The following is a 25,902-nucleotide window of genomic DNA, read 5'->3' on the forward strand; positions in this document are numbered from 1 at the left end:
CGGGCCTGTGCCCGGCATTCCCGTTTACCTCAGACCAACGGCTCGTCGGAGAGGTAGGTATAACCGGTCAGGCCGGCTTCCAGCGCGTCCGACAGTTCCTGCGCGCGTTCTGGCGACAGCTGCGCTGCAGCCACGCGCTGCGCATAGGTCGCCCGCAGTTCGTCCAGGCGGTAACCCACGTAATCCAGCATCACGTCGGTGGTGTCGCCGCGGCGCTGCTGGGTAATGGCATAGCCATCGGCATCGGCCAGCACTTCCACCGCGTCGGTATCGCCGAACAGGTTATGGATGTCACCCAGAATTTCCTGGTACGCGCCGACCATGAAGAAGCCGATGCGGTAGCTCTCGCCCGGCTTCATCTTGTGCAGCGGCAGCGAGCTGTCCAGGCTCTCGTTCTCGACATAGGTTTCCACCATGCCATCCGAGTCGCAGGTCATGTCAGCGATGATGCCGCGGCGGTCCGGGGTCTCGTCCAGGCGCTCGATCGGCACGATCGGAAACACCTGGTCGATCGCCCACACGTCCGGGATCGATTCGAACACGCTGAAGTTGACGAAGTACTTGTCGACCAGGCGCTCGTTCAGTTCGTCCAGCACCGGGCGATGGCTCTTCTCGTCATAGCTCAGGCGCGCACGCACGCCGTGGGCGATGGCGTAGAACAGATCGTCGATGCGCGCACGCTGCGGCAGGTCGATCTGGCCCAGCGCGTAGCTGGCCAGGCCTTCGGCATGGAAATGCTGGGCTTCCTGGAACAGTTCCACCGCGGGGCGCACGTCCAGCTCGTCATGGATCTCGCGCAGGTGGCGAATCGCCGCCGGCTCGTCGTCGTGCTGGTCCGGCACGCGGCCTTCCTGCGCTTCTTCCACTTCCGACACATTGGCGATCAGCACCGCGTGGTGCGCGGTCATCGCGCGGCCGCACTCGGTGACGATGCGCGGTGGGGTCAGGCCGAACTCTTCGCAGGCATTGGCCAGCGGCTGCACGATGTTGCTGGCGTAGGAATGCAGGCCGTAGTTGATCGAGCAGAAGCTGCGCGAACGGGTGCCTTCATAGTCCACGCCCAGGCCACCGCCCACATCGACGTGGGTGATCTTCGCGCCCAGGCGCGACAGCTCCACGAAGTAGCGGGTGGCTTCGCGCATGCCGTTGGCGATGTCGCGCACGTTGGAGATCTGCGAGCCCATGTGGAAGTGCAGCAGGTTCAGGCAGTCGGCGTACTCGGTGTCACGCAGCGACTTCCACAGGTCCAGCAGCTGGCGCGGCGACAGGCCGAACTTGGCCTTGTCGCCACCGCTGTTCTGCCACTTGCCGGCGCCCAGCGAGGCCAGGCGCATGCGCACGCCCAGGCCCGGCTTCACGTCCAGCGCCTTGGACTCTTCCAGCACCAGCTTCAGCTCGGACGGCTTCTCGATGACGATGAAGGTCTGCAGGCCCAGCTTGCGGCCGATCAGGGCCAGGCGGATGTACTCGCGGTCCTTGTAGCCGTTGCAGACGATCAGCCCGCCCGGGCGCGACAGCGCCAGTACGGCCATCAGCTCGGGCTTGCTGCCCGCTTCCAGGCCGAAGCCCTCGCCGTGGTGGCTGGCCAGGGTGCCGGCCACGCCGCGGGTCTGGTTGACCTTGATCGGGTACACGGCGGTGTAGCCGCCGCTGTACTCCCAGTCCTGCTGGGCCTGGGCGAAGGCCGCCTGCAGCTTGCCCAGGCGCTGGCCGAGGATGTCCGGGAAGCGCACCAGCAGCGGCAGCTTGGCGCCCGCCGCGCGCGCCGCATCGACCACCTTGGGCAGCGACACCACCGGGCCGTCCGCCCCGGTCGGTCTCACCACCATGTGCCCGGCCTGATCCACGTCGAAGTAACCGTCCGCCCAATGCGGGATCGAGTAGGTCTTGCGGGCTTGGTCGAGGGACCAATCGGTCATTTCAGTCGGCCTTGTTGGCAATAAAAGGGGGGGCATGATAACGCCTATGTGCCCACAGGTTCGTTATCATGCGCGCCCGCGCCCGTGACAGGTTCCAACCTGAACGGGCCGATCCGTCCGGATGTGGCATCTGTGCCACGCGGCCCCGCCCGCCAGCCCGGCTCCACCCCTCCGAACAGGACCGTTTTCCAATGACTGACAGCAACAACTGGTACATCGAACACTTCGAGCGCACCGGCTCGGCCATCGGCTACCGCATCACCGGCAAGCTGGACGAGGTGCAGTCGCCGTTCCAGAAGATCGAGATCTTCCAGACCACCGACTGGGGCAACCTGATGACCATCGACGGGGCCATCATGCTGACCAGCAAGGACAACTTCTTCTACCACGAGATGATCAGCCACCCGGTGCTGTTCACCCACGCCGCGCCCAAGCGCGTGGTGATCATCGGTGGCGGCGACTGCGGCACCCTGCGCGAAGTGCTCAAGCACACCAGCGTTGAGAGCGTGACCCAGTGCGATATCGACGAGCAGGTCACCGTGATGGCGCGCAAGCACTTCCCGGAACTGTGCGACTCCAACGACGACGCCCGCGCCGAGCTGCTGTTCGACGACGGCGTGGCCTACATGGCCAACTGCCCGGCGGGCAGCGTGGACGTGGTGATCGTCGACTCGACCGACCCGGTCGGCCCGGGTGAAGGCCTGTTCAACAAGGCCTTCTACGAGAGCTGCTTCAAGGCCCTGAAGGACGACGGCATCCTGGTGCAGCAGTCCGAGTCGCCGCTGATGCAGCTGGAGCTGATCAACGAAATGCGCACCGAGATGGGCAAGGCCGGCTTCGGTTCGTTCAAGACCCTGCCGTTCCCGCAGCCGTGCTACCCCACCGGCTGGTGGAGCGTGACCATGGCGCGCAAGGGCGACAGCAGCTTCGACTTCCGCCAGGCCGACTCGGCCGCCAAGACCTTCAACACCCTGTACTACACCGCCGCGCTGCACACCGGCGTGCTGGTGACCCCGCCGTTCGTGCAGGCTGCATTGAAGTAAGGCGTGCCGACCAACGGTCGGCACCCACCAAGGCAAAAGAAAAACCCGCGCTGGCGACAGCGCGGGTTTTTTCATGTTCCGGTAGTGCCGGCCGCTGGCCGGCAACCTCATGTAACGATCAAAGCGCCCAGATACCGGCGATCACCGCCACCACCAGGCCCCACTTGATCAGCTGGTAGGCCACCACGCTGCGCTCGCGCAGTGCCTTGGCCTTCAGGCGCACCTTGTAGACGCTGCCGAATGCCTTGTTGACGCCACCGGTCGGGTCACCCGGCAGGTTCGGCGAGGCGCCGCCGGCCAGCAGCGTGGCCGCCACCGCGCGGTTGAACAGCCCCGGCAAGCCGAAGCGCAGCGGGCGGGCGATGTCGCAGAACAGGATCACGCGGTCCTGCTGCGTCTCGTTGTGTGCATGGTGGATGTAGGTCTCGTCGAACATCATCCACTCGCCGTCGCGCCAGCTCTTCTTGATGCCGTCCACTTCGATGTAGCAGGCATCGTCGTTGGGCGTGCTCAGGCCCAGGTGCAGGCGCAGCGAGCCGGCGAACGGGTCGCGGTGCGGGCGCAGCTCACTGCCCGGCGGCAGCTGCGCGAACATCGCCGCACGCACATCCGGGATCGACTCGATCAGCGCCGTGGTCTTCGGGCACAGCGTCTTCGCCGACGGGTGCGACGGGCCGTACCACTTCAGGTAGAAGCGCTTCCAGCCACGACGGAAGAACGAATTGAAGCCGGCATCGTTGAACGTGCTGGAGGCGGCGATCTTCTGCGCGTCGCGCAGCGCCAGCGCCTCGTCGCGGATCATCTGCCAGTTCTGGCGCAGCGGCTCCAGCTGCGGGAACTCCTTGCCCGGGTCCAGGAACGGCGTGGTCGGCACCTTCGAGAACATGTACATGACCACGTTGATCGGGGCCATGAAACTGGAGTGGTCCAGCAGCTGGCGCGACCAGCGCGCGCGGACCTTGCCACGGAAGTGGATGTACAGCACGCAGGCTACGAACAGCGCTGCAATGACGATTTTGATGATCAAAGCACTTTCCTCCAGCCGCGGCCGGAACGGGAAACGGGGCGATGCACGGCCAGGCGGCCAGCACCGGTGGGGAACGCGGCAGGGGACGGGGACGTGCCGGAGGGGGGCGGCCGCCGATGTCGCGGGTTAACAGCTTATGGTCGGCAGGGCGTGCGCCGGGGTCAAGTTGCCCGTGCGCCGCGTTCAGCCGGTTGTGAACGAGGCGCAGGGCGGAGCGCGCAAGCGGTTGATACTAAAGGCCAACCGGAATAAGTGAGACAGAATTGTCCGATTCTGCGCGACGAACTGTTCCAGCCACGACCCCGACATTTCTCCGACAAACCGTGGAATAGCGAACTGACGAGTACTAAAATTAACGAAAACTTAGTAACTCCCTGTAACACCGGTTCGCTTGACGCATTGCGCCACCCACCGGGTCGTCCGAGACCCCGACATGTATCTTCCTGCCCTGCCCCCCTCCTCCTGCGGCGATGACGCCGCCTCCCCGCTGCTGCTCAAGCGCGGCGAACGTTTCCTGGCCCCCGACGTCTACCGCACCTGCCTGGACGGGCGCGAGGCGGTCATCAAGGACTACTCCCGCTACCGCGGCACTCCCGTTTCGCTGATCGCGCGACTGATGGTGCGTCGGGAAGCCCGCATGCTGCAGCGCCTCGGCGGCTGGAAGCATGCCCCCGCGCTGCTCGGCACCCTCGGTGGCCTGGCACTGGGCATGGAGTTCATCCCGGGCCAGACCCTGAGCACCGCGCAGGCCGTGGGCAATGAAGTGTTCGAGCAGCTGCAGCACGCGCTCACCCGCCTGCACGCCGCCGGCATCACCCACAACGACCTGCATGGCACCAACGTGGTGGTCAGCGGCGGCGTGCCGGTGCTGCTGGACTTCACCTCCGCCTGGCGCGCCCCGCGCTGGCTGCGCCGCAATCCACTGAGCCGGCAGATGCGCCGCAGCGACATGAAGAACCTGCTGAAGATCCGCCAGCGCGTGACCGGCCAGGCCCCGAGTGCCGCGCAGGCCGCGCTGGTGGCCGACCCGGGCTGGGTCGCCGCCGTGCGCCAGGGCTGGAAGCGGTTCTACAAGTGGGCGAAGCGCCGGTAAATGCTTTGCTTTGGTAGGGGTCGAGCTTGCTCGACCGCTCTTCTGTAGAGCCGAGCATCGGCTCGGCTCTACAACATCCCGCCAAACGGCTTACAACGCGTCCGCGTCCAGTTCACCGGTACGAATACGCACCACGCTGCCCAGGTCGTACACGAACACCTTGCCGTCACCGATCTTGCCGGTGCCGGCGGCCTTCACGATGGCCTCAACCACGGCCTCCACCTGGTCATCGGTCACCGCCACTTCCAGCTTCACCTTCGGCAGGAAATCGACCACATACTCCGCGCCGCGGTACAGCTCGGTATGGCCCTTCTGGCGACCAAAGCCCTTGACTTCCGTCACCGTGATCCCGGTAACCCCACGCTCGGCCAGCGCTTCGCGCACGTCGTCGAGCTTGAACGGCTTGATCACCGCCATGACCATCTTCATCGTCTATCTCCTGTCTTCCGGCGTGGAGGATAGCGCCTGAACGCTGCCCGTGCGAAGCCGCTGCGGCCTGTCCGGGCAGTGGGTGCCAGCAGTATCCTTGTGCCCGAATGGCCTGCCCGCGCCGGATGCACGGGCCCACCCCCACGGAGCACCCCATGATCGACCTGAATCAAATCGATGACCTCGCCCGTCGCCTCAGCGACCTGGTGCCGCCGGGCCTGCGCGAATCGCGCGAGGAACTGCAGGCCACCTTCAAGAGCGCGCTGCAGGCCGGCCTGGCCAAGCTCGACCTGGTCACCCGCGAGGAGTTCGAAGTGCAGCGCGCCGTGCTGCTGAAGACCCGCGAGAAGCTGGACGCGCTGGAAACGGCCGTGCGCGAACTGGAAGGGCGCGGCACCGCAGAATGAAAAAGGAGGCGCACCGCGCCTCCCACTACAGAGTATTTCCCGGATGGGGCCTTGCGGCAAGGCCCACCGGACGCCCTAGACTCGCCGGCCTGTCGATCCGGCAGGACACGCAGGGCAGTGCCGATGGCGCAGGACACCGAATGGACACCCGTTTCGCATGACACCTGCGACCAGGTCGCCGGGCCGTTCTATCACGGCACTCGCGCTGATCTGGCGGTGGGCGAGTTGCTGAGTGCGGGCTTCCGCTCCAACTATCGCGACAGCGTGGTGATGAACCACATCTACTTCACCACCATTGCCAAGGGCGCCGGGCTGGCTGCGGAGATGGCCCGGGGCGAAGGGCGACCGCGCGTGTATGTGGTAGAGCCGACTGGACCGTTTGAAGACGATCCGAATGTGACCAACAAGAAGTTTCCCGGGAACCCGACGCGGTCGTATCGGAGTGCGCAGCCGTTGCGGGTTGTGGGGGAGATTGTGGAGTGGGAGCTCTACGACGCGGAGTTCGTTCGGCAGTTGAAGGCGTTTGTTGCTTCGGGGAGTGGGGAGATCATCAATTGATGACCTACTGGCGTTGGGCGTTGCGCACTTCTTCATCGGCTTTATAGATGTCCAGCCCGAGCTCAATGCCGCGCTCTCCCAAAGCGAGCAGCACGCGGGGCGAAAGCGAGACACCGTCATTGCTGCTGCACATGAAAAGACCGCAGAACAGGTCAGGCCGGAACCGTGCCAATGACTGCCATACGGCGAGATCGCCGGTGAGCTGATCGAGGATCTCGAAGATCTGCGCTTCCAGATCTTCAGGCTCACGACGCTCCGCATCAAGTTGCCAGCTTCCAGTCCTGGCGATACGCACGGTGCCTGGTGGGTTGCCTCTGAGTTCCTGCCCCTTGTGATGCGATGCGGTTGGAGTGGATCCGAGCAAGGCACTGACTTCTTCGGGCAGGAGGTCGTCCCCGAAGAATCTGAGGGTTACCAGGGAATGATCGAATACGGCCATTGGAATCCAGTGCGTAGGCATCGTTGATGTCAGATTACGGCCGGAACCGGATGACAGCAGCTTCAGAATAGGCCGAAGCGCGGGAATCGGCATGCGCTCAAACGGAGAGCTGGCCGGACCCTACTTGAACATATCCAACAGGTCCTTGTCTTCATGCCGCTGCTCCCACGTGGAGAGAAAGCAAAAGCTGACCCCACTGCGCATGGCAACCCTCTGGAACGCCGCGAGCTCTTCCTTCGTGATCGGATACTCGACCGGATCAAAGTGCAGGAGCGCCCACGGCTTGAGGAGTGAGAACCCGAACGTGAGTTCCGAGAAGAGTTCCTTCAGCTTAGGCCGGATGGTGGAGAAGTCCCTGACCGGCCCCGCGCGATTGCCAAGGGCGTGGCACTGGCGGCGAATGGTTCTGTCACCACCGACCAAGCGGGCGATGAAGTGATCCTGGTGCACTTGAACGTAGAACAATTGCCGGCGAAATATCCTCATTCCCCGCATCGTCCCCCAAAAGCCCAGCCGTGCAAATCATCAAGCCCCATCCGGAAGCCGGACCTGCGCCGCGCATTCTGCCGCAACGGACCCAAGCGCTGCGCCCTTCATCCGTGAAAGTGCCGCAAGCGTACGTCGTTCATACGCCTCCGCGACGCCCGGATCTGGCTCTATGAAAGGCGATGTGCAGATATCTTCGACCTTGAATCCCCGTGCGATCAATGCCAAGACCCGCTCAGGCGCTTTGGGCAATGCATGGGCTACCGCGTAATTGATGGATAGCGAAGCGCCCGCATCTGAAAACGGCTTTAGCGCAGCCGCAACCTCAAGCCATGCTGGATCACCTGACTCGATGCCAGAGGTGACCTGCCCAAACTCCCGCTCGTGCTGCCACAGGTCCCAAAGCACCTTGCGCCCCCCTTCGTTGGCAATGCGATTGAGCACGGCCTGTGCCGAAGGGCGATCCGCCGCAACTGCAGCTGGACTGGCAAGCGCAAGCACGAGTAGGAGCGCTGTCATGTTTCCCATGGCACCTGACTCCCTGATGTATGGACCCTTGGATCCGGTCATACGACCTACCCACAAAGCAACATGTGGCGTACTTTCCCCTTATACAGCGCGATCCTAGTGCGGCTGGGGGTCGGCCATCAAGCCAGCGCATGGCCGGACCCAGGCATAGAATCAGACGCCTCGCCAATTCCACGTTCAGGACACCTGGGCCATGTCCGCTACGGGTCGCTGGCTGGTCAGTGATCCACAGGAAGTGCCCTGCGCGAGCCAATGTCCGCTCTCGGCCAGGGGGAGAAATTCGTGAACGTCATGAGTTGAGCCGCAAAGTGGCTTCAGATCGATAGAGCGCCCAAGCTCGACCAGTAGGCCTCCCTCTCGTGCGAGACCCCCTTGCTGTGCCAGTGTTTGCCGCCCCTTAAAGCTTCGTAGTGCCCAATTTCTGCGCGGGACAAAGGGCGCCAGCCAGATCCGCGGCGAAAGCCGCCTGCGACCTGGACGCCAAGGGGGAAACTGGAGAGAGCATTCTGCTGCGCTTGCGCCAGAGACTCGCCGTTGGCTCCGCCGTTGGATGTGGGGTTGGCAAGTTGTACCCCGTCATCCTCCCAGTTGCAGATCGGACATATGGCATAGGACCCGTAGAAGCCTTCCAGGGTCAGGAAGCCACATGATGGACAAGGCAGATCGATCATTGAGAACCAAGAACCTCAGGTAGACGAATCACTGGACCGGCAGGTGTCGCGCAGGGCTGAAGGGGACGAACGTCCGCTTCGGATCGAGAGCGGCCTCTAGCATTCCTGATCGCGTTGTCTGGCGCAGGCACGTTTCCTTTCAACCAAGGGCGGACATCAATCGCAAGAGCCTTCCTTATCGCGGAACTCCGGCGCGATAGTTTGAGCTGCATCAGGCCGGCTAGATGCGCGACGCGCGGTTTTCATGCTCGGCCCTTGCCAAGCTGCTGCAAGATGATTGCAGGCTATTGGCTTTGGTCTACCCCAGCGATTCGTCACTCCCGCCTTTCCGCCTGGATATGGATAGACGAAACACCGGAAACCAAGGAATGGCTGGACCAAGCATCCAGCTCTTCTGCAATTGAGCCACTCAAGAGCCATCCGCGGCCGGTGCACTGAGCCGAAGCCAGGGCAAGAACCACAAATTCAGGCCACGATTGCGCGGCATGATGGGAGCAGGCACTCACCATGAAGCCGCCCTTGTGATAGGGCTCGGCGTGGAGATTGCTGACTTCAAGACCTGCTTGCTCAAACATCCGCGCCGCGACCTTGAGAGTCGCCTGCTGCGATGTGCAATTAGTGAACAAGCGCCAGTACAACTCCATGAGTCCACAATCTTCCAAAAGGCCCTCTGGGCGCGGTTGCGCTACTTATAGCAGAAGGCGCGCACGACCTTTCCCCTCTTGCCACCCGAGGTGCCTGCATCAAGGAACAGATGGTTGAAGAGCGCCCACGGTTTGAACAGTGAGCCCCCTGGCATGAATCCCGAAAAGATCACCTGGAGCTGGGGCCTGAGAATCGAGAAGCCCTTGATCGATCCTCTATGTTCCGGTCGCGCGCCCCCATCAAAGCGCCGGCTGCCCCTTCAACGCGCTTGAGCGCTTGAACCCCTGCGCAGCAGATACAGCGCCACCAGGAATGGCCACAGCGAGTTGATCGATGAAAACACGCGCTGGGTCAGCCCCCTGAACCCCTCCGGGTCCGCCCCCACCACGTTCAACCAGAGATAGACGATGCCCCCGATGCTCACCACAGCGGTCACGGCATACGCCCTTCGGTTGGCAGACCACGCGCTCAACTCGATGTGCGACATCGCCGGTGCAATGATGTTTGCGATACCGATGGTGTAGAAGCCATGCATCGGATGGCCCATGGGCCAGAGGCCGTTGGTCAGCATGGAGATGCCAAAGATCATCCAGCAGATCGCGCCCACGGCAATGCGGCGGCCGGACTCCCCCCATACCCCGATGGAGAACGCCACGAAGCCCACACCGGAGCCGATGGCGGCGATCCTGGCGCAGATGCTTGCAAGCGTTGGCGCCTGCAGCAGCTCGCTGGCGTGTTGTGCAAGCGGGTTGTAGCCCGGCGCAAACACGGCGGCAACGCTGATCCAGAACAGGAACCACGGGAGCGGGACCAGACCCGCAGACAGAAGAAGTCGATTGCGGCGTAACACGTACAGTGATCCTTGTAGCGGCCTGCGCCAGTGGGTGGAGTCCGTTCAAACGCCACAGAACCTTCCTGCTGCGGGCAGAACAGTTCTGAGTGACTACAGCGGTAGTCAGATTCTGCGTGGCGCCCCGCGGGGTCAATAGGCAGAAAGTCACTCACGCATAGAGGCGAAATACGTGGCATCCATCAGCGACCGTCGGACCAATGCTGTCGCATTTGCCGCTCCCTGCGTCTCTGGCGGAAGGTTCTGACGACTCCGTCGCAGAAGTGCCGCTGCGCCAAGCACGCCAAGGCTCTCGCCGCTTTCCTCGCTATGCGACAATGCCAAAAACGTCTCGGGTTTTGGCGGAATTGACCCCTACCCGTTGGCATTCCGAACAACAGCAGGTAATCGTTACTGCGCCACCGTGCATCGGTGGTCGGGACTCGAAAGCCCGGATTGCTAGACGTAAGTTTGCGCTTGCCAGCCGGCACCACCGCGCGTGGTGCCGGCTGGCAATCCGTCTGCCGGCTATGGCGGGCGGGGCGTGGGGGCCTCGTGCCCGCCGGCTTTGTCTAGCAACCGGTTTTCGAGCCACGCTCTGCCCGCCACCTCTATCGGTGGCGGCGTCCGCCTGCTTGCACGAAGCCCGCCATGACCACACCGCACTCCCCGCCCCCGCGCCCGATCCAGGAAGCGCCGTCACCCGCACCCGCGCTGGCCCCCAACAGCCTCATCGCCATCCTGCACGCCATCGGTGCGGGCGCTGCGGCCGACGGTCAGCCCTGGCCCGAGCGGCACCATCTACGCAGCCGGCAGATGCAGTTGTCCGACGCCGACTGCGCACTCACCGGCCAACGCATCGTGCAGGAGATCCTGCTGGCGGCCGAGCGCACGCGCCAGAACGGCGAGCCGGAGCAGTACGTCGGCGACCGGGTGATGGAGGGACTGGTGATGGCCGATCTGGCGCTGACCGCCTTCATCCACGAGCGGATGCGCCCCAAGGACTGAGCGCGCTTATGGCGCTGACCTTTCTGCCTGTGTGCGGGGTGACGAATGAAGAAGCACGGCCTTGCCGCTGCAGCGGCGTGCATCGCGGTGATCGGCGCGATGTGGGTGGAGTGGCCCGAGCCCGCGGGCGATCAGGTGTGGGCCTACCAGAAGCTGCAGCCGGCCGATTACCGCCTGCTGCACAGTGATGCACTCGGCTTCGTGACCGCGAAGGCACTCGAGGGCTTTGAACTGCACACGCGCCATGCCGGGGCGACATCCTTCGAGATCCGATGCAAGGGCGTGCTGGTGATGGAGGTGAAGAACGCGCCCTCGCGCGTGCTGATCCGCATGCCCGCCGATGCACGCTGGCGGGCGCCGGACATCGAACGTCTGCGCATCAGCTTCGAGCGGTGGCTGGATCTGCACCAGAGCCGGGGAAGGTTGTTGGTGGAAAGTGCGGGGCCTTCGTGGGTTGAGGCACGGTTTGGGCGCTTCAATGGGCTGGTGCTGGATGAGCAACGGTGTCTGCTTGGGGCGCCCGGCATCCGCCAGCCCGATCCCACCAACGACTTCAGCGCTGAAGTGCCTTCGTAGGCTGACGCTCACAGTTGCGCTGCGCCTGCACCGCAAGGGGCCGCCCGATGCTCGATCATCAAGGACGGCGCCAACGTCAGGGGCGGTCTGTACTGATGGAAACCGAGCCGTCATCCAGCAGGTGGACGTTTACATATGCGTCTGGCGGAGGTATCCGATCGATCGACGCCCCTGCGGGGAGAATGTCCCAACTGGTGATCGAGCCGCAGACTGTCCTGTGCACCAATCGGCGACTATCCAACCCTCGCTTGGCAAGCTCGGCCACAACTACTTCAGGAGGCTGGCGGTCGAAGCCCTTGTAGGCGGTGCACGTCTCTCCCGTCTGGCCAATGGGATACGTTGAACTCTCCACCTCATCCCGGCACCCCGGCAGGCCCATGGCGAGCGAGAGGGCCATCAGTACTCGCAAGCCGCGAGGGACTTCAAGTGAACACAGTTTTTCCAGCAGCCGATGTGGAGATTGGCATGCTTTCACTTGCACGCCGGTAAACCTCCCCGCAAAGAGCACAAGCCGCCCATTGGCCGACTTGTTCTTTGGTGCAAACGAAATCCCGGAACGGTGCACGCCTATCGCCTTCGACGCGAATTTTCCCACCACTGCTTCAGCGCAAGAAACAGTTGAAGGAATAGAAAGATCACCGCGAAGTAGCCCCAAATACGCAATCCCGTGTGCATAGCGTCCGGGTAATTGCGGTACGTGAGAACTGCGAAGTACGAAACGCCAAAGACCGCAGCGAGAAGCTGAGTGCCTATGAAGCCTTTCAACAAGGGACTCATTTCTTCTTCTCCAAGTCCTTCTGTACGATAGTCGCCCCTGCTCCCGCCAGGCCCTGGCCCGCTTGGGACGCCGCACCCTGGAGCGCCGATTGCCTGGGAATGGCAGTTCCGGTTGACGCAGTGGCAGTTGCCATGTTCGGTCCACCTGGGCCGCGGGATTGACTCAGCCGTTGGAGTGATCCCCGTGCAGCTGGCCCTACGAAATCACCCATGGCAACGCCAACCCCGGAGGCTGCCAATCCACCCGCTGCACTGCCAATCGCGTTTGAAGCGACGCCCTCCGCCGTGATGGGCTGCCCTTTGATTGCGCTCTCTGCGGCGGAGCCGGCACCGCCTGCCACCGCATTGACCACGGTCTGTATAGCAACTGCACGCCCTACCGAAATCGTGCCAGATCCGACTGCCGCAACGGCTACTCCACCGGCGCCTCCGGAGACAGAGCCAACCGCAGCCGCAATGCCAGCCTCCACTTTGTCGATAGGCTTATCCGGATTCATGGCTTTCTGGACCGCGATGTCTGCGAGGCCGCCCAGGACGACACCGTAGATGAATGGCATTACCGGGACCCTTCCGTCCGGATCGGTGAAGGAGTAGGGATTGCCGTAAGCGTAGCTGTAGCGATTGAAGTGTTTCGGGCTTGAATGCGTGGAGATCGGATCCACCGAGAGGAAGAGTCCCAAGTGGGGATCATAGTAGCGCTGCTGCATGTAGCTCAGCCCAGTGGCAGCGTCGCTCACGTGTCCCGTATATCCAGGTCCATCCGCAACCTGCCCACCAACAACGGCCCCATAGGGTTCGTAGTCATAGCGCTTGACCACGTTGCCATTGGCGTCGGTCTCGGCAACCACCGAACCAAGCGCATCAGTATGAATGTAGGTGACCGTCTCGGCGCTTGCCGATGGCGCCAACGCCAAGCTCATCAGTGGTATGCAACTGAGCCAGGTCCCCATGGGGGCCCGTTTAGGAAAGCGCTTCGCCAAGCCCCAAGGAAAGAGGAAAACACGGTGATCGATCTCCTCGAACTTTTCCATCCTTCCAATCCCATTGAAAGAGCCTACAGCAAGATCCCGTCTTCATATCACAGCCCCTGATAGCTGGGGAAGCCACACTGAGACCCGTGCGTGTTGACGTGAATCAAGCGCTGGTTGTTGCCACGCTGATCTTTCAGAAGCATCCGCAGGTAGGGCACCTGGATTCCCCAAGTGAAATTGGCGTGGCGCTAGGAAGTGCGCGGCATGTGAAACCGACGCCCCTCATTGGAGTAGCACAGCGTTAGCGTCGATCCTTCACTTGATGGCAGAGACCCGTGTCCGCAGAGGAAGAAGACACGCTCCAACCATCGGCCGGAATCCCCCTAGTATCTGCACCAGCAATTCCCGATAGTCCCACGCAGATTACCTGCAGCACCATCGAGCGTCCCTCTGCAGGAATCCACACATGAGCCTGGCGCTGGTCCACAGCCGTGCCCGCGCCGGGGTCGATGCCCCGCTGGTGCGGGTGGAAGTGCACCTCTCTGGCGGCCTGCCTGCCACCCAGATTGTCGGACTGGCCGAGACCAGCGTGCGTGAATCCCGTGAGCGCGTACGTGCGGCCCTTCTTTGCGCCCGCTTCGACTTTCCGCAGCGGCGCATCACGCTCAACCTCGCGCCCGCTGACCTGCCCAAGGAAGGCGGGCGTTACGACCTGGCCATCGCGTTGGGCATTCTGGCAGCCAGTGGCCAGATCGATCCGCAGTCGCTGCTGCAATACGAGTTCTTGGGTGAGCTTGGCCTGACCGGCGAGCTGCGGCCGGTGGCGGGCGCGCTGCCCGCTGCGATTGCAGCGGCTGACGCTGGGCGCATCCTGGTGGTGCCGCCGGGCAATGCCGCAGAGGCCGCGTTGGCCGAGCACGCCGATGTACGTGTGGCGCGCACGCTGCTGGAGTGCTGCGCCGGGTTGGGCAATCCGCGCCTGTTGCCGTCCGTGGAGCGCGTGGACACGACACCGTTGCCACTGCCCGATCTGGCCGACGTGCGCGGGCAAGCGCATGCGCGGCGCGCGTTGGAAGTGGCGGCCGCCGGTGGGCACCATCTATTGCTGATCGGTAGCCCTGGCTGCGGCAAGACACTGTTGGCCTCACGCCTGCCCAGCCTGTTGCCGGACACCGAGGAAGCCGAGGCGTTGCAGCTGGCCGCGATTGCCTCAGTGAGCGGTGAGGGGCTGGATCCGCGGCGCTGGCGACAGCGTCCGTTCCGGGCGCCGCACCACAGCGCGAGTGCGGCGGCGCTGGTGGGTGGGGGCAATCCGCCCTGCCCCGGCGAGATCTCGCTGGCCCATCACGGCGTGCTGTTCCTGGATGAGCTACCAGAGTGGAACCGCAGTGCGTTGGAAACCCTGCGAGAGCCGCTGGAATCCGGCCACATCCGCATCGCCCGCGCGGCACGCAGCGTGCAGTATCCGGCGCGATTCCAGCTGGTGGCGGCGATGAATCCCTGCCCCTGTGGCTGGGCCGGCGACCGCAGTAGCCGCTGCCTGTGCAGTGATGAGCGCATCAACCGCTACCGTGCGCGGGTTTCTGGCCCGCTGCTGGACCGCATCGACCTGCATATCAGTGTGACGCGCATGGATGCCGTGGAGCTGCGGGAGAGCACGCCACTGGGTGAGCCCAGTGCTGCGGTACGTGCACGGGTGGAAGCCGCCCATGCCCGGCAGCAGGCGCGTGGCGGGCTCAATGCGCATCTGCCGCCAGCGGCGCTGCGAGCCTGTACCCGACTCAGCGAGGCAGATCAGGACATGCTGGAGCAGGCCATCGAGCGTCTGCAGCTTTCCGCACGTGCGATGCACCGGATTCTGCGCGTGGCGCGCACGATTGCCGATCTGGCGGGTTGCGAGGGTATCCAGACCGCGCACCTGGCTGAGGCGATCGGCTACCGGCAGTTGGATCGGGGAAAGCCTTAGAAATGACGGTCGGGTTGGCTATTGGTAGAGTCGACCGTTGGTCGACTCTCGCGCGAAGCGCGGCCTTCTGAGAGGTAGATGCGAAGAGCGGTCGACTAACAGTCGACCCCACCAAGGGCAGGCATCAGGCTGCCGAATGCAACCGTCCCCGCTTCGCCAGCAGCGCCACCCGACGGCTGACCAGCGCGTGCAGCTCCGCCAGCTCCGACGCCCGGCCAGCCGTCATGTTGTCGCCGAACAGCACCCGCGACAGCCCCGCCGCGTCGCTGTCCTCCGGGTGCTGCCAGCGGTCGCGATATACCTTCTGGCACACCAGCCAGGCCTGCGGCAGCCCACCGCCGGGTAGCGGGCGGACCACGCGTTCGTAGACGTGCCAGAAGTGGTACTCGGCCTGCAGGTCGATCACAGGTGCCACGGACGGCGCCTGCCGGGGCCGTCCTGGGCCTCGGATGCCGAACAACCGGGTTGGCGGGGTCTGCTGTGCCATGCGCACAGGATGACCCAGCAACATTGTGGGAACCTTGCGTCGCCGCCGGAAAATCCCTGTTGATTGCGCAAGGCGGGCTTCAGGGCGGGCTTCGGGGTCAGAGCCCTTTGCCGTGCAAAGGGATCTGACCCCCGATCACGGGATGGCTGCGGGGTCGGATCCCTTTGCGCAGCAAAGGGCTCTGACCCCGCCCTCGTCGCCTCAGAACGCCATCGAGGTACTGAACATCAGCTGCCGTGGCGCGCTGCGCTGCAGGGTCTGGTAATCCCCCGAGAACGACGAGCCGGCGATGGTGGCGGTGCCGATGTTGTGGCGGTTGAACAGGTTGCTCACGTCCAGCCGCAGCTCCAGGCCGGGCACGGCGCTGTCCGCACCGAAGCGGTAAGCGGCGTAGGTGTTGACCTGCCAGAACGTGGGCACGCGGATGTCGTTCTCGTAGGTGAAGGGCTGGCGCAGGTACGAGGTGCTGGTTGCACCAAAGCGCCAGTCACCGAAGTGGGCGGACAGGTCGCTGACCAGCGAGATCTGCGGGTAGCCCGGCTGGGCGTTGCCCTTGATCGGGTACACCGTGTCATCCACCACGAAATCGCTGTCATAGTACGAACGGGCCACGGCCACGCCCTGGTAGAACTGCAGGTGGTCGGTCAGGTCGGCGGTGATGCCGAGGTCGGCACCGATCACGTGCATCTTCGGCATCAACCGCACGGTGTTGATCTGTGCGAACTGGGTGCCGATGGCAGCCGACAGCAGGCGGTTGCGGATGTCGTTGTAGAACACGTCGCCGGTGATCGTCAGCCGGTCGAAGCGATGCGATGCACCCACGGTGAGGTTCCAGTTCTTTTCCGGACGCAGGGTACCCGCTACGCGGTCGAACTCTTCCTGGTCGGTGATGGTCCACGCCGAGGCGGTGTAACCGATGTTGCCGCGCTGAGCGACGCGATAGCCGTTCATGGTATTGGCCAGGTCGATGAAGGCATCGGTGGATTCGGTCGGGCTCCAGAACAGCGAGACATGCGGCAGGAAGTTGCTCTTCGCGCGCAGCGTGCCGTTCACCGGCCGGTCCTTGGCATCGCCGAGGCCGCCGCCGCGGGTGCGGAAGTCCACGGCCTTGAAACCAACGCCCAGCTTCAGCGTGTCGTTCAGCACGATGTCGTCCTGCAGGTAGAACTGGCGCGAGCGGGTCACCCAGCTCGATGCGTTGTCGGTCTTGAACGCGGGGCCGTACACATCGAACGGGCCGGTGGCCTTCAATGGCGGGCCCTCGCCCAGCAGTGGCTGCTGGTACCACTCGGTCTTGGCGGCGGCCTTGCTCTTCTCCTGCCAGAAGCCGGCGGTGAAGGTGTGCGCGCCGGTCTCGAACTGCAGGTTGACCATGCCACCCAGCCGGTTGAGGCGTGGTGTCTGCACCTGTTCGGAGAACGGTGCGCCGTTGGGTGACGGTACGGTCGGGTCGGTCAGCGTGGCCTGGGTGTGGCTGTTGGCGTTGTACAGCTGCACGTTGCCACTCAGCGCCGGGGTGATCTGGAAGCGATGGTTGATCGATGACACGCGGTCGCGGGTGATCTGGCCGGTGTCGTACGGAATCAGTTCGGAAAGCTCGCCGCAGGTGTAGGCGCCGCAGGACTTGTCTGCATTCTCCGGCGAGGCCACGTACCACGCCCACGCATAATCGGGATAGAAGATGTCGGCCTTCCAGCCCAGTTTGCGGATCATGTCGAAGGAGATGTTGTTGTAGCCCCAGACCTTGGCCTTGCTGTCGGACAGGAACACGGTGACATCGCCCCAGGCGACGTCCTGCTGCAACTTGAGGTCGCCGCGCAGGAAGTTCTGCGTGCCCTCGCCCTGGTACTTGTCGGCAGACACGCGCTGCAGGTCGACCAGTACTTTCGGGCCCTGCTCGCCGAGCTGGCCGCTCTGCCCGGATACGGTGGTGACCAACGTGCTGTTGCTGCCCACGCCCTGCTTCAAACGCAGGCTGGGCGTGTCCTGCAGGTCACGCAGGCGGTACTCCAGGCTGCCGCCGTTGACGCTGCTGGAGAACACGCTGACCGGTGCGCCACCGGGGCTGACCGTGATCGCGCCGATGCCATCGGGCACGCCCACGTTCACCACGCTGGTGCCGGTAAGCGAGAGGAAGCCGTTGTCGTTCAGCGGCACGCCTTCGAAGGTGATGCCCATTTCATTCATGCGGAAGCCGCGCACGAACAGGCTGGTGGCCGAGATATCCAGGCCCAGCCCATCGGTGGCAGTGTAGCTGGCGCCCGGTACCTGCCTCAGCATCGCCAGGCCGTTGTTGCCGGTGACCATCGCGTCCAGGTCTTCGGCCTTGATGATGTAGCGGTTGGGACCAACCACCTGGGTCGGTGCCACGGCCGCGCCACGCGGCGCGGCGATGACCTGCAGGGCATTGAGCGTGGTGGGCGTGTCGTGCGCGGCATCGTGCGTTTCTGCGGCGTACGCAGGGGCGGTGATGGCCGCGATGATCGCCAAGGCAAGGCGTGTCGTGGGTGGGGTGTTCATGGCAGCAGATCCAGGGTGCAGGGAGAGAGCGGCGCAGGCGCACGCCCAGCGCGTTGCAGCGCCGGTGTCGGCGCCCTGGCTGGCAGTGCGATTGCGTTGAGAGGGTGACGGCGCGGTGCGCGCCGGTCAGCAGACGAAGACGATCATCTGCCGCAGGATTCGATGGCGTGATTTCGACGTGCGAAATTCTTGCATCGCGCTGCCGCATCCGCCATTGCGCCGTGGTACAGCGCGGCTATACGCAGGTATCGTCCTGTCCGGTATCTTCAGATACCCGATTCCGGATTGGCAGGAGCCTTGATGATCCGCTGGACCACCTGGAAAGTAATAGCCATCGTTGGCGTGACGCTGCTTTCGTGCATGGAAACTGCGCAATCGCACGACAGAGTTGAAGTGCGTTCCCCACAGCGTCTGGATGCCCTGATCGACGCGCTGGTCACCACGCCGTCGCCGATCAGCCCGGCCCAGTTGCATGAGCTGGGCATCATCGCGCCGTTTTCCTTTGAGAAGGATGCAGGACCGCGCATCTACCGGTCACAGCCGATGCTGACCGCCGATGGCTATGCCATCGACAATGTGGAGTATCGCGTGATACGCGGCAAGGACGATGACATCCGCCTCCTGTTCGTCACGTTCGTGGATACGCCATGCTTCCCACTGGAGCGGTTGGGTAAGCGTTACACCCTGCAGCCATTCATCTATCCACCCAGCCATGGTGCGCCATTGATCGCGCGGAACCACGAGCAGCACCATTCGCTCACCGTAGGAGCGCAGGAGATCATCGTCCGCAGCCAGCGCGATGCTCCGCACTGCGTGCTGGGCCTGAGGCGCTGAGCGCCGCTTGGCGCCTCAACGCAATACGTAGGTCTCAATGGCGCGCGCCACGCCGTCATCAGCATTGCTGCTGGTCTCAAACCGCGCCACCGCCTTCACCGCGTCGATGGCATTGCCCATTGCCACGCTGGTACCGGCGTACTGCAGCATCGTCAGGTCGTTCTCCTGGTCGCCGATGGCCATCACATTGGCGCGGTCGATGCCCAGGTGCTCGGCCAGCTTCTGCAGGCTCGGTCCCTTGCCGGCGCGGTGGTCGAACACTTCCAGGAAGAACGGTGCACTCTTCAGTACCGCGAAGCGCTCGGTCAGTTCGCTGGGCAGGCGCGCGATGGCGGCATCCAGCACGTCCGGCGCGTCGATCATCATCAGCTTGATGAAGGACATCGATGGGTCCATGTCCTCCACGCGACGATACGACAGCGGCATCCGCGAAAGATGCGAGTCGGCTACGGTGTAGTAGCTGATGTCCTGGTTGGGCGTGTACATGCGCTGGCTGTCCAGCGCCTGGAAGTGCACGCCCAGGTCGCGGGCGACGTGCTCGCAGAACAGGAAGTCGTCGAAGCTGAGCGGATACTCGACCACGGTTTCGCGCGTGCCGATGCGCTGCACCAGGCCGCCATTGCAGGCGATGCAGTAGTCGTCGTTGCCGGTGATGCCCAGCTCGTGCAGGTACGGCGCCAGGCCCGGAACCGGGCGGCCACTGGTCAGCACGATGTGCACGCCCAGCGCCCGCGCCTGCGCGATGGCCTTCCTGGCGCGGGAGGTGAGCTGGTGCGACGGGTCCAGCAGCGTGCCATCCATGTCGATGGCGACCAGTTCGATGGTCGATTGCCGGCGGCCCATGTCCATTGCGTTCAACTCGTGCGGGGCACGCCAGTTTACCCCCTCATGCCCGGTTCACCTCTTTGCCCACGTTGGCCGGGATACTGCGGGAGCCTGTGCGTCCCCCACCGCAGGACGGCCCCTTGACCGCCCTTCCCTGGAGAACCTTGCGACGCATGACCTACCGTGCCCCTGAAACCAATGACAGCGCGCCCCTGGCCCAGCAGATCGAGCAGATGATCGACGAGCTGCCCGGCGACCAGGTGAGCGTCGGCACCCTGCTCAGCGCGCTGGGCGATGAGGGCCTGCTGCTGATCGTGATCCTGCTCTCGGCCATCTTCATCATTCCGGTGTCGATTCCCGGGCTGAGTACGGTGTTTGGCGCCTCGATCCTGCTGATCGGCCTGAGCCGGGTGCGCAACCGCCCGCTGTGGGTGCCACAGAAGCTGGCCCGCCGCGAGATCGCCACCGACAAGCTGAAGGCCAACCTCGGCCGTGCGCTGAAATGGGTGCACCGCATGGAGCGGCTGTCGCGGCCGATGCGGCTGGCGGTGATGGTGCGCTCGAAGAAGATGATGCGCCTGAACAACCTGATGCTGGTGTTCGCGACCCTGCTGTTGATGGCGCCGGCCGGGCCGATACCCTTCAGCAACACGCTGCCGGCGCTGGCGCTGATGTCCTTCGCCATCGGTTTCATCCAGCGCGATGGCGCGGCGGTGGCGGCCGGTTATGGCTTCGTGGTGGCCACAGTGGTGTATTTCGGCGTGCTGCTGGGCGGCGTGGGGTTTGCTGCGGAATCGGTGTTCAGCGGGTTCCGCAGCAGTACTGCGGAACTGTAGAGCCGAGCCCATGCTCGGCTGCTCTTCGACCTGTACGCGAAACCCCGCGCTGCGCGCGTAAGCCGAGCATGGCTCGGCTCTACAGAACTACCTGGCCGACACCCGCCACACCACGTCGCCCACGTCGTCGGCCACCAGCAGCGCGCCTTCGGCGTCCATGGCCATGCCCACCGGTGCGCCCATCAGGGTCTTCTCGTCCTTTGAGGCGAAGCCGCTCACCACGGTCTGCGGGCGCCCGGTCGGCTTGCCGTCCTTGAACGGTACATACACCACTTCGTAGCCGCTCAGCGGCGAGCGGTCCCAGCTGCCGTGCTCGCCGATGAAGGCGCCGCCGTGGTACTGCGCCGGCAGTGCCTGTCCGGTGTAGAACAACAGGCCCAGGGGTGCCACGTGCGAGCCGATGGCGTAGTCCGGCACGATTGCCTTGGCCACCAGGTCCGGCCGCTGCGGCTGCACGCGTTCGTCCACGTGCTGCCCGTAGTAGCTGTAAGGCCAGCCGTAGAAGCCATCTTCCTTCACCGAGGTAAGGTAGTCAGGCACCAGGTCGGCACCGATCTCGTCGCGTTCGTTTGCTACCGCCCACAGCTTCCCGGTACTCGGCTCCCAGTCCAGCCCGGTCGGGTTGCGGATGCCCGAGGCGTAGATGCGGCTGCCGCGGGTGGCCACGTCCACTTCCAGCACCACCGCACGGCGGTATTCGACGGCCAGGCCGTTCTCGGTGATGTTGCTGTTGGAGCCCACGCCCACATACAGCTTGCGGCCATCACGGCTGGCCAGCAGTTCCTTGGTCCAGTGGTGGTTGATGGTGCTGGGCAGGTCGGTGAACTCGCGGCCCTTGTCCGACATGCGGGTTTCGCCGGGCACATAGTGGTACTGCATGATGTTGCCGGTGTTGGCCACGTACAGCGTGTCGCCGATCAGCTGGATGCCGAACGGCGAATGCAGGCCCTCGATGTAGACATGCTGGGTCCACGTGTTCGTTCCCGGCGTGCGGCGCAGCAGGGTGACCCGGTTCCCGCCCTTGCCGGCCTTGCCCGAGCGCGCTTTGACCTTGCCGGCAATCCACTGCTTGGGCGTGGTGACCGGTTCTTCACCGGGGCCGTTGCCTTCCACCACCAGTACATCGCCATTGGGCAGGGTCAGCAGGCGCCGCGGATGCTGCAGGTTGGCGGCGATGCGCTCGATCTTCAGGCCCTCGGCCACCGTGGGGGTCTGCCCATCAGTCCAGCCGACGCCCTTGGGCACCTGCATCGGCGGCATCAGGAAGTTGGCCGGCTTGGGCAGCGGCGGCTGCGGGCCCGACTGATCGGCGGGATGGTATTCAGCCTTGCCGGCGCAGGCCGACAGCATCACGGCCAGCGCCAGGGCGCCCACGGTGGGCAGGATGTGCTTAGCCATGACGACCTCCCTGCAGCACCGGCGGCTGCAGTGACAGCAGTATCAGGCCCAGGGCGATCAGGGCCACGGTCAACGCCGACAGGATCGTGCCCGGCACCGCAACGGCGTACGCGTCGCGGCTGTGCACGAAGGCGTTCCAGATGGCCAGCACCACCGCGACCAGGTTGAGGAAGAAGTCGATGCGGTCGATGCGGGTGGCGGTACCGTTGCGGCGCCAGACCGCGAAGAGGTTGATCAGGCGCGGCACGATGGCGATCAGCAGGCCGAAGGTGATCAGCCAGGCAGCGGCCTTGCCCCACATCACCTCGGCGCTGTTGAGATAGATCGCGTCGAAGATCAGTGCGCCGACGAAGAAGCCGAAAGGTATCGGGTTCAACAGGCTGAACAGCGTGGTGCCGAGGCCGCGATGGGCCTGGGCGAGCGGATTGACCATCATCGTGCTCCGTGCGGAAGGGTGCACGGGCTGTAGTAGCACAGCGCGATGTGAGGACGCGCGATGATGCCCCGGCGGGGCTGCCACACCCTCCGCGCAGGCACCGCGCTAAGTGGATTCGTCCTCGCGCACCTCGTGGAAGGGCAGCATCGTCTCGAAGCCGAATTCGTGTTCCATGCTGGTGCGGACCAGGCCGCCGATGGCGTAGCGGCTGGTGTTGGCGTGCACGTCTATGCCACCAGGCCGCCACTCGGTGCGCAGATGCAGCGTCTCTGCGCGTCGCATGACGATCCGTTCCTCCTGCAGCAGCGCGCGACGATGCTTCTTCATCAACAGGCGCAGCGGTTTCACCGTGGTGATGCCGAAGGCTGCCAGCTCGGGCAGCAACTCGCTGATATCGGCATCGTCGCCATAGTCGTGGCTGCGCGTATGCACGGACAGCACCACCTTGCGGATGACGGCAACCGAGAGCGGGGTCTGGTCCACGCGCGCACGGGCACGCTGGCGTGCCTTCTTCATGTGTGACTTCACCTGCATGCGATTACCCACGTTCCCCGTACCTCGAAGCAAGCACGCGATGATGGCGTGAAGGCATTCGAGTGCCCCGTCATAACTTGACGTACTAAGTGTTTGTGACGCAATTGGCACATTCGCACATTGCGGGTGTGAAGAGGTAGGGGGTTGTTCGTTGTGTCGCGTTTGGCTCGTTGCGATGGGGCAGTTCCGCCCCGCCGTCCTGCCATGCCGATTCACAACAGAAGGATTCGTGTATGAAGCGACACACGCAACGCACCGCGCCACCGCGCTCCGCGCGCCTGGCCCTCGCCACTGCCTTGGTACTGGGCAGCCTGGCCGTCACTGCCCAGGCCCAACAGGCCGATCCACTGGCGGCAATACAGTGGCACCTGCTCAACACCGGGCAGACGGTCCCGGCTGACACGCTGCCGGTGGCCGGCAACGATCTGAACGTGGATGGCCTGTTCCGCAACGGCATCCGCGGCCAGGGCGTCACCATCGCCATCGTCGATGACGGCCTGCAGATCGCGCATCCGGACCTGGCGGCCAACGTGGCCGCGGTGGCCGGCAAGAACTTCACCAATGGCTCGAACAACCCCACCCCGACCAACCCGGATGTCGACAACCACGGCACCATGGTCGGTGGCATCGCCGGCGCGGTGGGCGCCAACAACCTGGGCGTGCGCGGTGTGGCCCCGGCGGCGACGTTGAAGGGCTTCAACCCGATTTCGCGCTCGGCCCTGGGCAACCAGCAGAGCAACATTGAGTACGCCTGGTGGGACGGCGCGGAATCGGTCGACGTGCAGGTGTTCAACAACAGCTGGGGCGCCGGCCCGGGCAATCCAAACCTGCCGCTGGCGTACAGCGAAAACACGATTCGTTCGTACGAGCAGGCACTGTCGGGCACGCGCGGTGGCCGCGGCGGCATCTACGTGAAGTCGGCCGGCAACAACTTCAACAATGCCTCGATCAGCCAGACCCAGGATGTCTGCACCACCGACACCAAGAACCGCAACACCGGCTGCGTGCCGGCCGGCCGTGATCCGCGCAACAACCTGTTCAACGTGATCACCGTGGGCGCGGTGCGCGCCGATGGCGTGCGCTCGTCTTACTCCTCCACCGGCTCGGCCCTGTGGGTTTCGGCCTTTGGTGGTGAGTACGGCCTGCAGGCGCAGTACGCGCCCGGCCTGGTGGCACGCGCGTACGACCCGGCCATCGTCACCACCGACGTGACCGGGTGCGCGCAGGGCAGCAACAAGAACACCAACCGCCAGAACACCCTGGACAGCAACCTGTCGGCCATCGACAGCACCTGCAACTACACCGCCAAGATGAACGGCACTTCGGCGTCGGCGCCGATGGTATCGGGCGTGGCGGCACTGGTGCTGGAGGCCAATCCGAACCTGTCCTATCGCGACGTGAAGTACATCCTGGCCACCACCGCCACCCGCAACCACCCGAACCAGCCGGCGGTGACGTTGGCCGACGGGCGCACGCTGGTGCCGGGCTGGACGGTGAATGCTGCCGGCCGTGCCTACAGCAACTGGTATGGCTTCGGCGTGGTCAACGCTGCGCGTGCAGTGCAGGTCGCTGAGAACTTCCAGTCGCTGGGCCCGCTGGTCGACAGTGGCTGGCGCAACACGACGCGTACCGTGGCCATCGGCAACACCTCGGCTGCCGCCGCACGCCTGACCTTCCAGTTGGCCAACGGCGCGCGCAACATCGAAAGCGTGCAGCTGGGCTTCCGGGTCAACCACCGCAACACGCGCCAGCTGCAGTTCGTGCTGGTGTCGCCCAGCGGCACCCGCAGCGTGGTGCAACCGGCGTTCACCGCGATCGGTTCGGGCACGGGTGGCGCGCAGAGCAACTTCACCAGCTGGGACCTGCTGTCCAGCAATGCCTTCCTGGATGAGAATGCCAGCGGCACCTGGACGCTGGAAGTCACCGACATGGGGCAGGCCGCGACCGCAGCTTCGCGCGGCAACCTCGAATTCTTCAAGATCCGCGTTCTGGGGCACTGATGATGAAGACCACCATTCTGTTGAGCACGCTCGCCCTCGCGGCGATGACCTCCCCTGCCTGGGCACAGAGCTCGGGGCAGACTCCTCCGGCCAGGACCCTGTCGACCGTGGATGTGCAGGAACTGAAGGCGTCCGCTACCGGCCGCGCGTTCGATGTAGGCGGCACGCGTTTCCAGCTGTCCCCCTCGGCCACGGTGAAGCAGGCCAGCGGCGGCCAGTTCACGATCACCCCGCAGGCGGCGGCGACCACCAGCTCGCGTACCAGGCGTTCGCTGGATGGCGCAGCGGCGGCACCTGCTGATGCCGGTGCCGGCAAGTTCGCGGCGGCGGTCTCCCGTGACGGCGCGCCGGTGGTGGCGACGTCGCGGGTCAAGGTGTTCTTCACCGATGCAGCCTCGGCCCAGCGCGCAGCCGCCGCCACTGGCGGTACCGTGGTGAAGGTCTCCAAGGCTTCAGGCCAGGCCATCGTGGAGTACCCGTCGGTGAACGCGGCGCTGGATGCGACCACCAGGCTGCTGTCCACCGCCGGTATCCGCGCGACCGAGCCGGACGTGGTGCAGTGGGAAGAGACCAAGTAAGGCGTTGAGTGGTGCCCCTGGCCGGTTGGCTCTCCTGGCCGGCCGGGGGATTGATGTCAGGGTGTGCCGACCAACGGTCGGC

General features: G+C 64.5%; 28 protein-coding genes. 11 read left to right on the forward strand and 17 right to left on the reverse strand.

What is annotated here, in order from left to right:
- Positions 1–29: 29 nt before the first annotated feature.
- Positions 30–1,919: an arginine decarboxylase gene (gene speA / locus ACM0O9_RS14640; RefSeq protein WP_061480252.1), complete on the reverse strand. Its 1,890-nt coding sequence runs from the start codon at positions 1,917–1,919 to the stop codon at positions 30–32.
- A 191-nt stretch (positions 1,920–2,110) separates the two neighbouring features.
- Between speA and speE the strand changes: the two genes are divergently transcribed.
- On the forward strand, positions 2,111–2,962 hold the full coding sequence (gene speE / locus ACM0O9_RS14645) for a polyamine aminopropyltransferase (protein ID WP_005419974.1): 852 nt from the start codon (positions 2,111–2,113) through the stop codon (positions 2,960–2,962).
- Between the two features lie 118 nt (positions 2,963–3,080).
- Here the strand turns inward: speE and ACM0O9_RS14650 are convergent, their stop codons facing one another.
- Positions 3,081–3,986, reverse strand: a complete 906-nt coding sequence (locus ACM0O9_RS14650) for an aspartyl/asparaginyl beta-hydroxylase domain-containing protein (RefSeq protein ID WP_032954620.1) — start codon at positions 3,984–3,986, stop codon at positions 3,081–3,083.
- Positions 3,987–4,422: 436 nt separating this feature from the next.
- Between ACM0O9_RS14650 and ACM0O9_RS14655 the strand changes: the two genes are divergently transcribed.
- A complete protein-coding gene (locus tag ACM0O9_RS14655; RefSeq protein ID WP_164093447.1) occupies positions 4,423–5,082 on the forward strand; it encodes an RIO1 family regulatory kinase/ATPase domain-containing protein in 660 nt (219 codons plus the stop codon).
- A gap of 90 nt (positions 5,083–5,172) precedes the next feature.
- On the opposite strand, the gene ACM0O9_RS14660 is transcribed toward ACM0O9_RS14655, so the two are convergent.
- Positions 5,173–5,511, reverse strand: a complete 339-nt coding sequence (locus ACM0O9_RS14660) for a P-II family nitrogen regulator (protein WP_005411374.1) — start codon at positions 5,509–5,511, stop codon at positions 5,173–5,175.
- Positions 5,512–5,666: 155 nt separating this feature from the next.
- Between ACM0O9_RS14660 and ubiK the strand changes: the two genes are divergently transcribed.
- The gene (gene ubiK / locus ACM0O9_RS14665) at positions 5,667–5,918 is read left to right on the forward strand and encodes a ubiquinone biosynthesis accessory factor UbiK (protein WP_012512353.1); all 252 of its coding nucleotides are present in this window, start codon (positions 5,667–5,669) and stop codon (positions 5,916–5,918) included.
- A 123-nt stretch (positions 5,919–6,041) separates the two neighbouring features.
- A complete protein-coding gene (gene arr, locus ACM0O9_RS14670; protein WP_065178851.1) occupies positions 6,042–6,476 on the forward strand; it encodes an NAD(+)--rifampin ADP-ribosyltransferase in 435 nt (144 codons plus the stop codon).
- A 4-nt stretch (positions 6,477–6,480) separates the two neighbouring features.
- Here arr and ACM0O9_RS14675 read toward each other — a convergent pair whose 3' ends face one another.
- The 6 genes from ACM0O9_RS14675 to ACM0O9_RS14700 form a co-directional block, all read right to left on the reverse strand.
- On the reverse strand, positions 6,481–6,915 hold the full coding sequence (locus tag ACM0O9_RS14675) for a DUF4279 domain-containing protein (protein WP_414603680.1): 435 nt from the start codon (positions 6,913–6,915) through the stop codon (positions 6,481–6,483).
- 120 nt (positions 6,916–7,035) lie between these two features.
- On the reverse strand, positions 7,036–7,401 hold the full coding sequence (locus ACM0O9_RS14680) for a hypothetical protein (protein WP_049402756.1): 366 nt from the start codon (positions 7,399–7,401) through the stop codon (positions 7,036–7,038).
- 39 nt (positions 7,402–7,440) lie between these two features.
- On the reverse strand, positions 7,441–7,929 hold the full coding sequence (locus ACM0O9_RS14685; protein ID WP_080104356.1) for a hypothetical protein: 489 nt from the start codon (positions 7,927–7,929) through the stop codon (positions 7,441–7,443).
- Positions 7,930–8,243: 314 nt separating this feature from the next.
- Complete coding sequence (locus tag ACM0O9_RS14690; RefSeq protein ID WP_414603679.1) at positions 8,244–8,600, reverse strand: CPCC family cysteine-rich protein; 357 nt, start codon at positions 8,598–8,600, stop codon at positions 8,244–8,246.
- A gap of 314 nt (positions 8,601–8,914) precedes the next feature.
- Positions 8,915–9,244: a hypothetical protein gene (locus ACM0O9_RS14695; protein WP_049454264.1), complete on the reverse strand. Its 330-nt coding sequence runs from the start codon at positions 9,242–9,244 to the stop codon at positions 8,915–8,917.
- A 260-nt stretch (positions 9,245–9,504) separates the two neighbouring features.
- Positions 9,505–10,095, reverse strand: coding sequence for a DUF998 domain-containing protein (locus tag ACM0O9_RS14700; protein WP_414603678.1), 591 nt, complete (start codon positions 10,093–10,095; stop codon positions 9,505–9,507).
- Between the two features lie 630 nt (positions 10,096–10,725).
- Here ACM0O9_RS14700 and ACM0O9_RS14705 point away from each other — a divergent pair.
- The gene (locus ACM0O9_RS14705) at positions 10,726–11,082 is read left to right on the forward strand and encodes a hypothetical protein (protein ID WP_005419998.1); all 357 of its coding nucleotides are present in this window, start codon (positions 10,726–10,728) and stop codon (positions 11,080–11,082) included.
- A gap of 45 nt (positions 11,083–11,127) precedes the next feature.
- Complete coding sequence (locus ACM0O9_RS14710) at positions 11,128–11,658, forward strand: cold-shock protein (RefSeq protein ID WP_171956182.1); 531 nt, start codon at positions 11,128–11,130, stop codon at positions 11,656–11,658.
- Between the two features lie 76 nt (positions 11,659–11,734).
- Here ACM0O9_RS14710 and ACM0O9_RS14715 read toward each other — a convergent pair whose 3' ends face one another.
- Entirely contained in the window at positions 11,735–12,253 is a 519-nt protein-coding gene (locus ACM0O9_RS14715) for a hypothetical protein (RefSeq protein ID WP_231109117.1), read from the reverse strand.
- A gap of 178 nt (positions 12,254–12,431) precedes the next feature.
- A complete protein-coding gene (locus ACM0O9_RS14720) occupies positions 12,432–13,466 on the reverse strand; it encodes an RHS repeat domain-containing protein (protein WP_414603677.1) in 1,035 nt (344 codons plus the stop codon).
- Between the two features lie 406 nt (positions 13,467–13,872).
- On the opposite strand from ACM0O9_RS14720, the gene ACM0O9_RS14725 reads away from it, so the two are divergent.
- Positions 13,873–15,372: a YifB family Mg chelatase-like AAA ATPase gene (locus ACM0O9_RS14725; protein ID WP_414603676.1), complete on the forward strand. Its 1,500-nt coding sequence runs from the start codon at positions 13,873–13,875 to the stop codon at positions 15,370–15,372.
- Positions 15,373–15,496: 124 nt separating this feature from the next.
- Here the strand turns inward: ACM0O9_RS14725 and ACM0O9_RS14730 are convergent, their stop codons facing one another.
- Both ACM0O9_RS14730 and ACM0O9_RS14735 read right to left on the reverse strand, forming a co-directional pair.
- Positions 15,497–15,883, reverse strand: coding sequence for a hypothetical protein (locus ACM0O9_RS14730; RefSeq protein WP_065179393.1), 387 nt, complete (start codon positions 15,881–15,883; stop codon positions 15,497–15,499).
- A gap of 177 nt (positions 15,884–16,060) precedes the next feature.
- A complete protein-coding gene (locus ACM0O9_RS14735) occupies positions 16,061–18,379 on the reverse strand; it encodes a TonB-dependent receptor (RefSeq protein WP_414603675.1) in 2,319 nt (772 codons plus the stop codon).
- A 300-nt stretch (positions 18,380–18,679) separates the two neighbouring features.
- Here ACM0O9_RS14735 and ACM0O9_RS14740 point away from each other — a divergent pair, with 300 nt between their 5' ends.
- Positions 18,680–19,213, forward strand: coding sequence for a hypothetical protein (locus ACM0O9_RS14740; protein WP_414603674.1), 534 nt, complete (start codon positions 18,680–18,682; stop codon positions 19,211–19,213).
- A 15-nt stretch (positions 19,214–19,228) separates the two neighbouring features.
- Here the strand turns inward: ACM0O9_RS14740 and yidA are convergent, their stop codons facing one another.
- Positions 19,229–20,062: a sugar-phosphatase gene (gene yidA / locus ACM0O9_RS14745; RefSeq protein ID WP_065179391.1), complete on the reverse strand. Its 834-nt coding sequence runs from the start codon at positions 20,060–20,062 to the stop codon at positions 19,229–19,231.
- A 149-nt stretch (positions 20,063–20,211) separates the two neighbouring features.
- Here yidA and ACM0O9_RS14750 point away from each other — a divergent pair, with 149 nt between their 5' ends.
- Positions 20,212–20,874: an exopolysaccharide biosynthesis protein gene (locus tag ACM0O9_RS14750; RefSeq protein WP_049444347.1), complete on the forward strand. Its 663-nt coding sequence runs from the start codon at positions 20,212–20,214 to the stop codon at positions 20,872–20,874.
- Positions 20,875–20,961: 87 nt separating this feature from the next.
- On the opposite strand, the gene ACM0O9_RS14755 is transcribed toward ACM0O9_RS14750, so the two are convergent.
- From ACM0O9_RS14755 to ACM0O9_RS14765, 3 genes are all read right to left on the reverse strand, one after another.
- Positions 20,962–22,272, reverse strand: a complete 1,311-nt coding sequence (locus ACM0O9_RS14755; RefSeq protein WP_065186567.1) for a PQQ-dependent sugar dehydrogenase — start codon at positions 22,270–22,272, stop codon at positions 20,962–20,964.
- Positions 22,265–22,705: a DUF2231 domain-containing protein gene (locus ACM0O9_RS14760; RefSeq protein ID WP_041863928.1), complete on the reverse strand. Its 441-nt coding sequence runs from the start codon at positions 22,703–22,705 to the stop codon at positions 22,265–22,267. The genes ACM0O9_RS14755 and ACM0O9_RS14760 overlap by 8 nt, the downstream gene beginning before the upstream one ends.
- 108 nt (positions 22,706–22,813) lie before the next feature.
- Complete coding sequence (locus ACM0O9_RS14765) at positions 22,814–23,224, reverse strand: hypothetical protein (protein WP_231112026.1); 411 nt, start codon at positions 23,222–23,224, stop codon at positions 22,814–22,816.
- Positions 23,225–23,475: 251 nt separating this feature from the next.
- Here ACM0O9_RS14765 and ACM0O9_RS14770 point away from each other — a divergent pair, with 251 nt between their 5' ends.
- Both ACM0O9_RS14770 and ACM0O9_RS14775 read left to right on the forward strand, forming a co-directional pair.
- On the forward strand, positions 23,476–25,242 hold the full coding sequence (locus ACM0O9_RS14770) for a S8 family serine peptidase (RefSeq protein WP_065179387.1): 1,767 nt from the start codon (positions 23,476–23,478) through the stop codon (positions 25,240–25,242).
- Positions 25,242–25,820: a hypothetical protein gene (locus ACM0O9_RS14775; protein ID WP_032954609.1), complete on the forward strand. Its 579-nt coding sequence runs from the start codon at positions 25,242–25,244 to the stop codon at positions 25,818–25,820. Before ACM0O9_RS14770 ends, ACM0O9_RS14775 begins: the two co-directional genes overlap by 1 nt.
- Positions 25,821–25,902 lie beyond the last annotated feature (82 nt).

Origin of the sequence: Stenotrophomonas sp. FR012, assembly GCF_047520565.2 — a bacterium.
Taxonomy (GTDB): domain Bacteria; phylum Pseudomonadota; class Gammaproteobacteria; order Xanthomonadales; family Xanthomonadaceae; genus Stenotrophomonas; species Stenotrophomonas sepilia.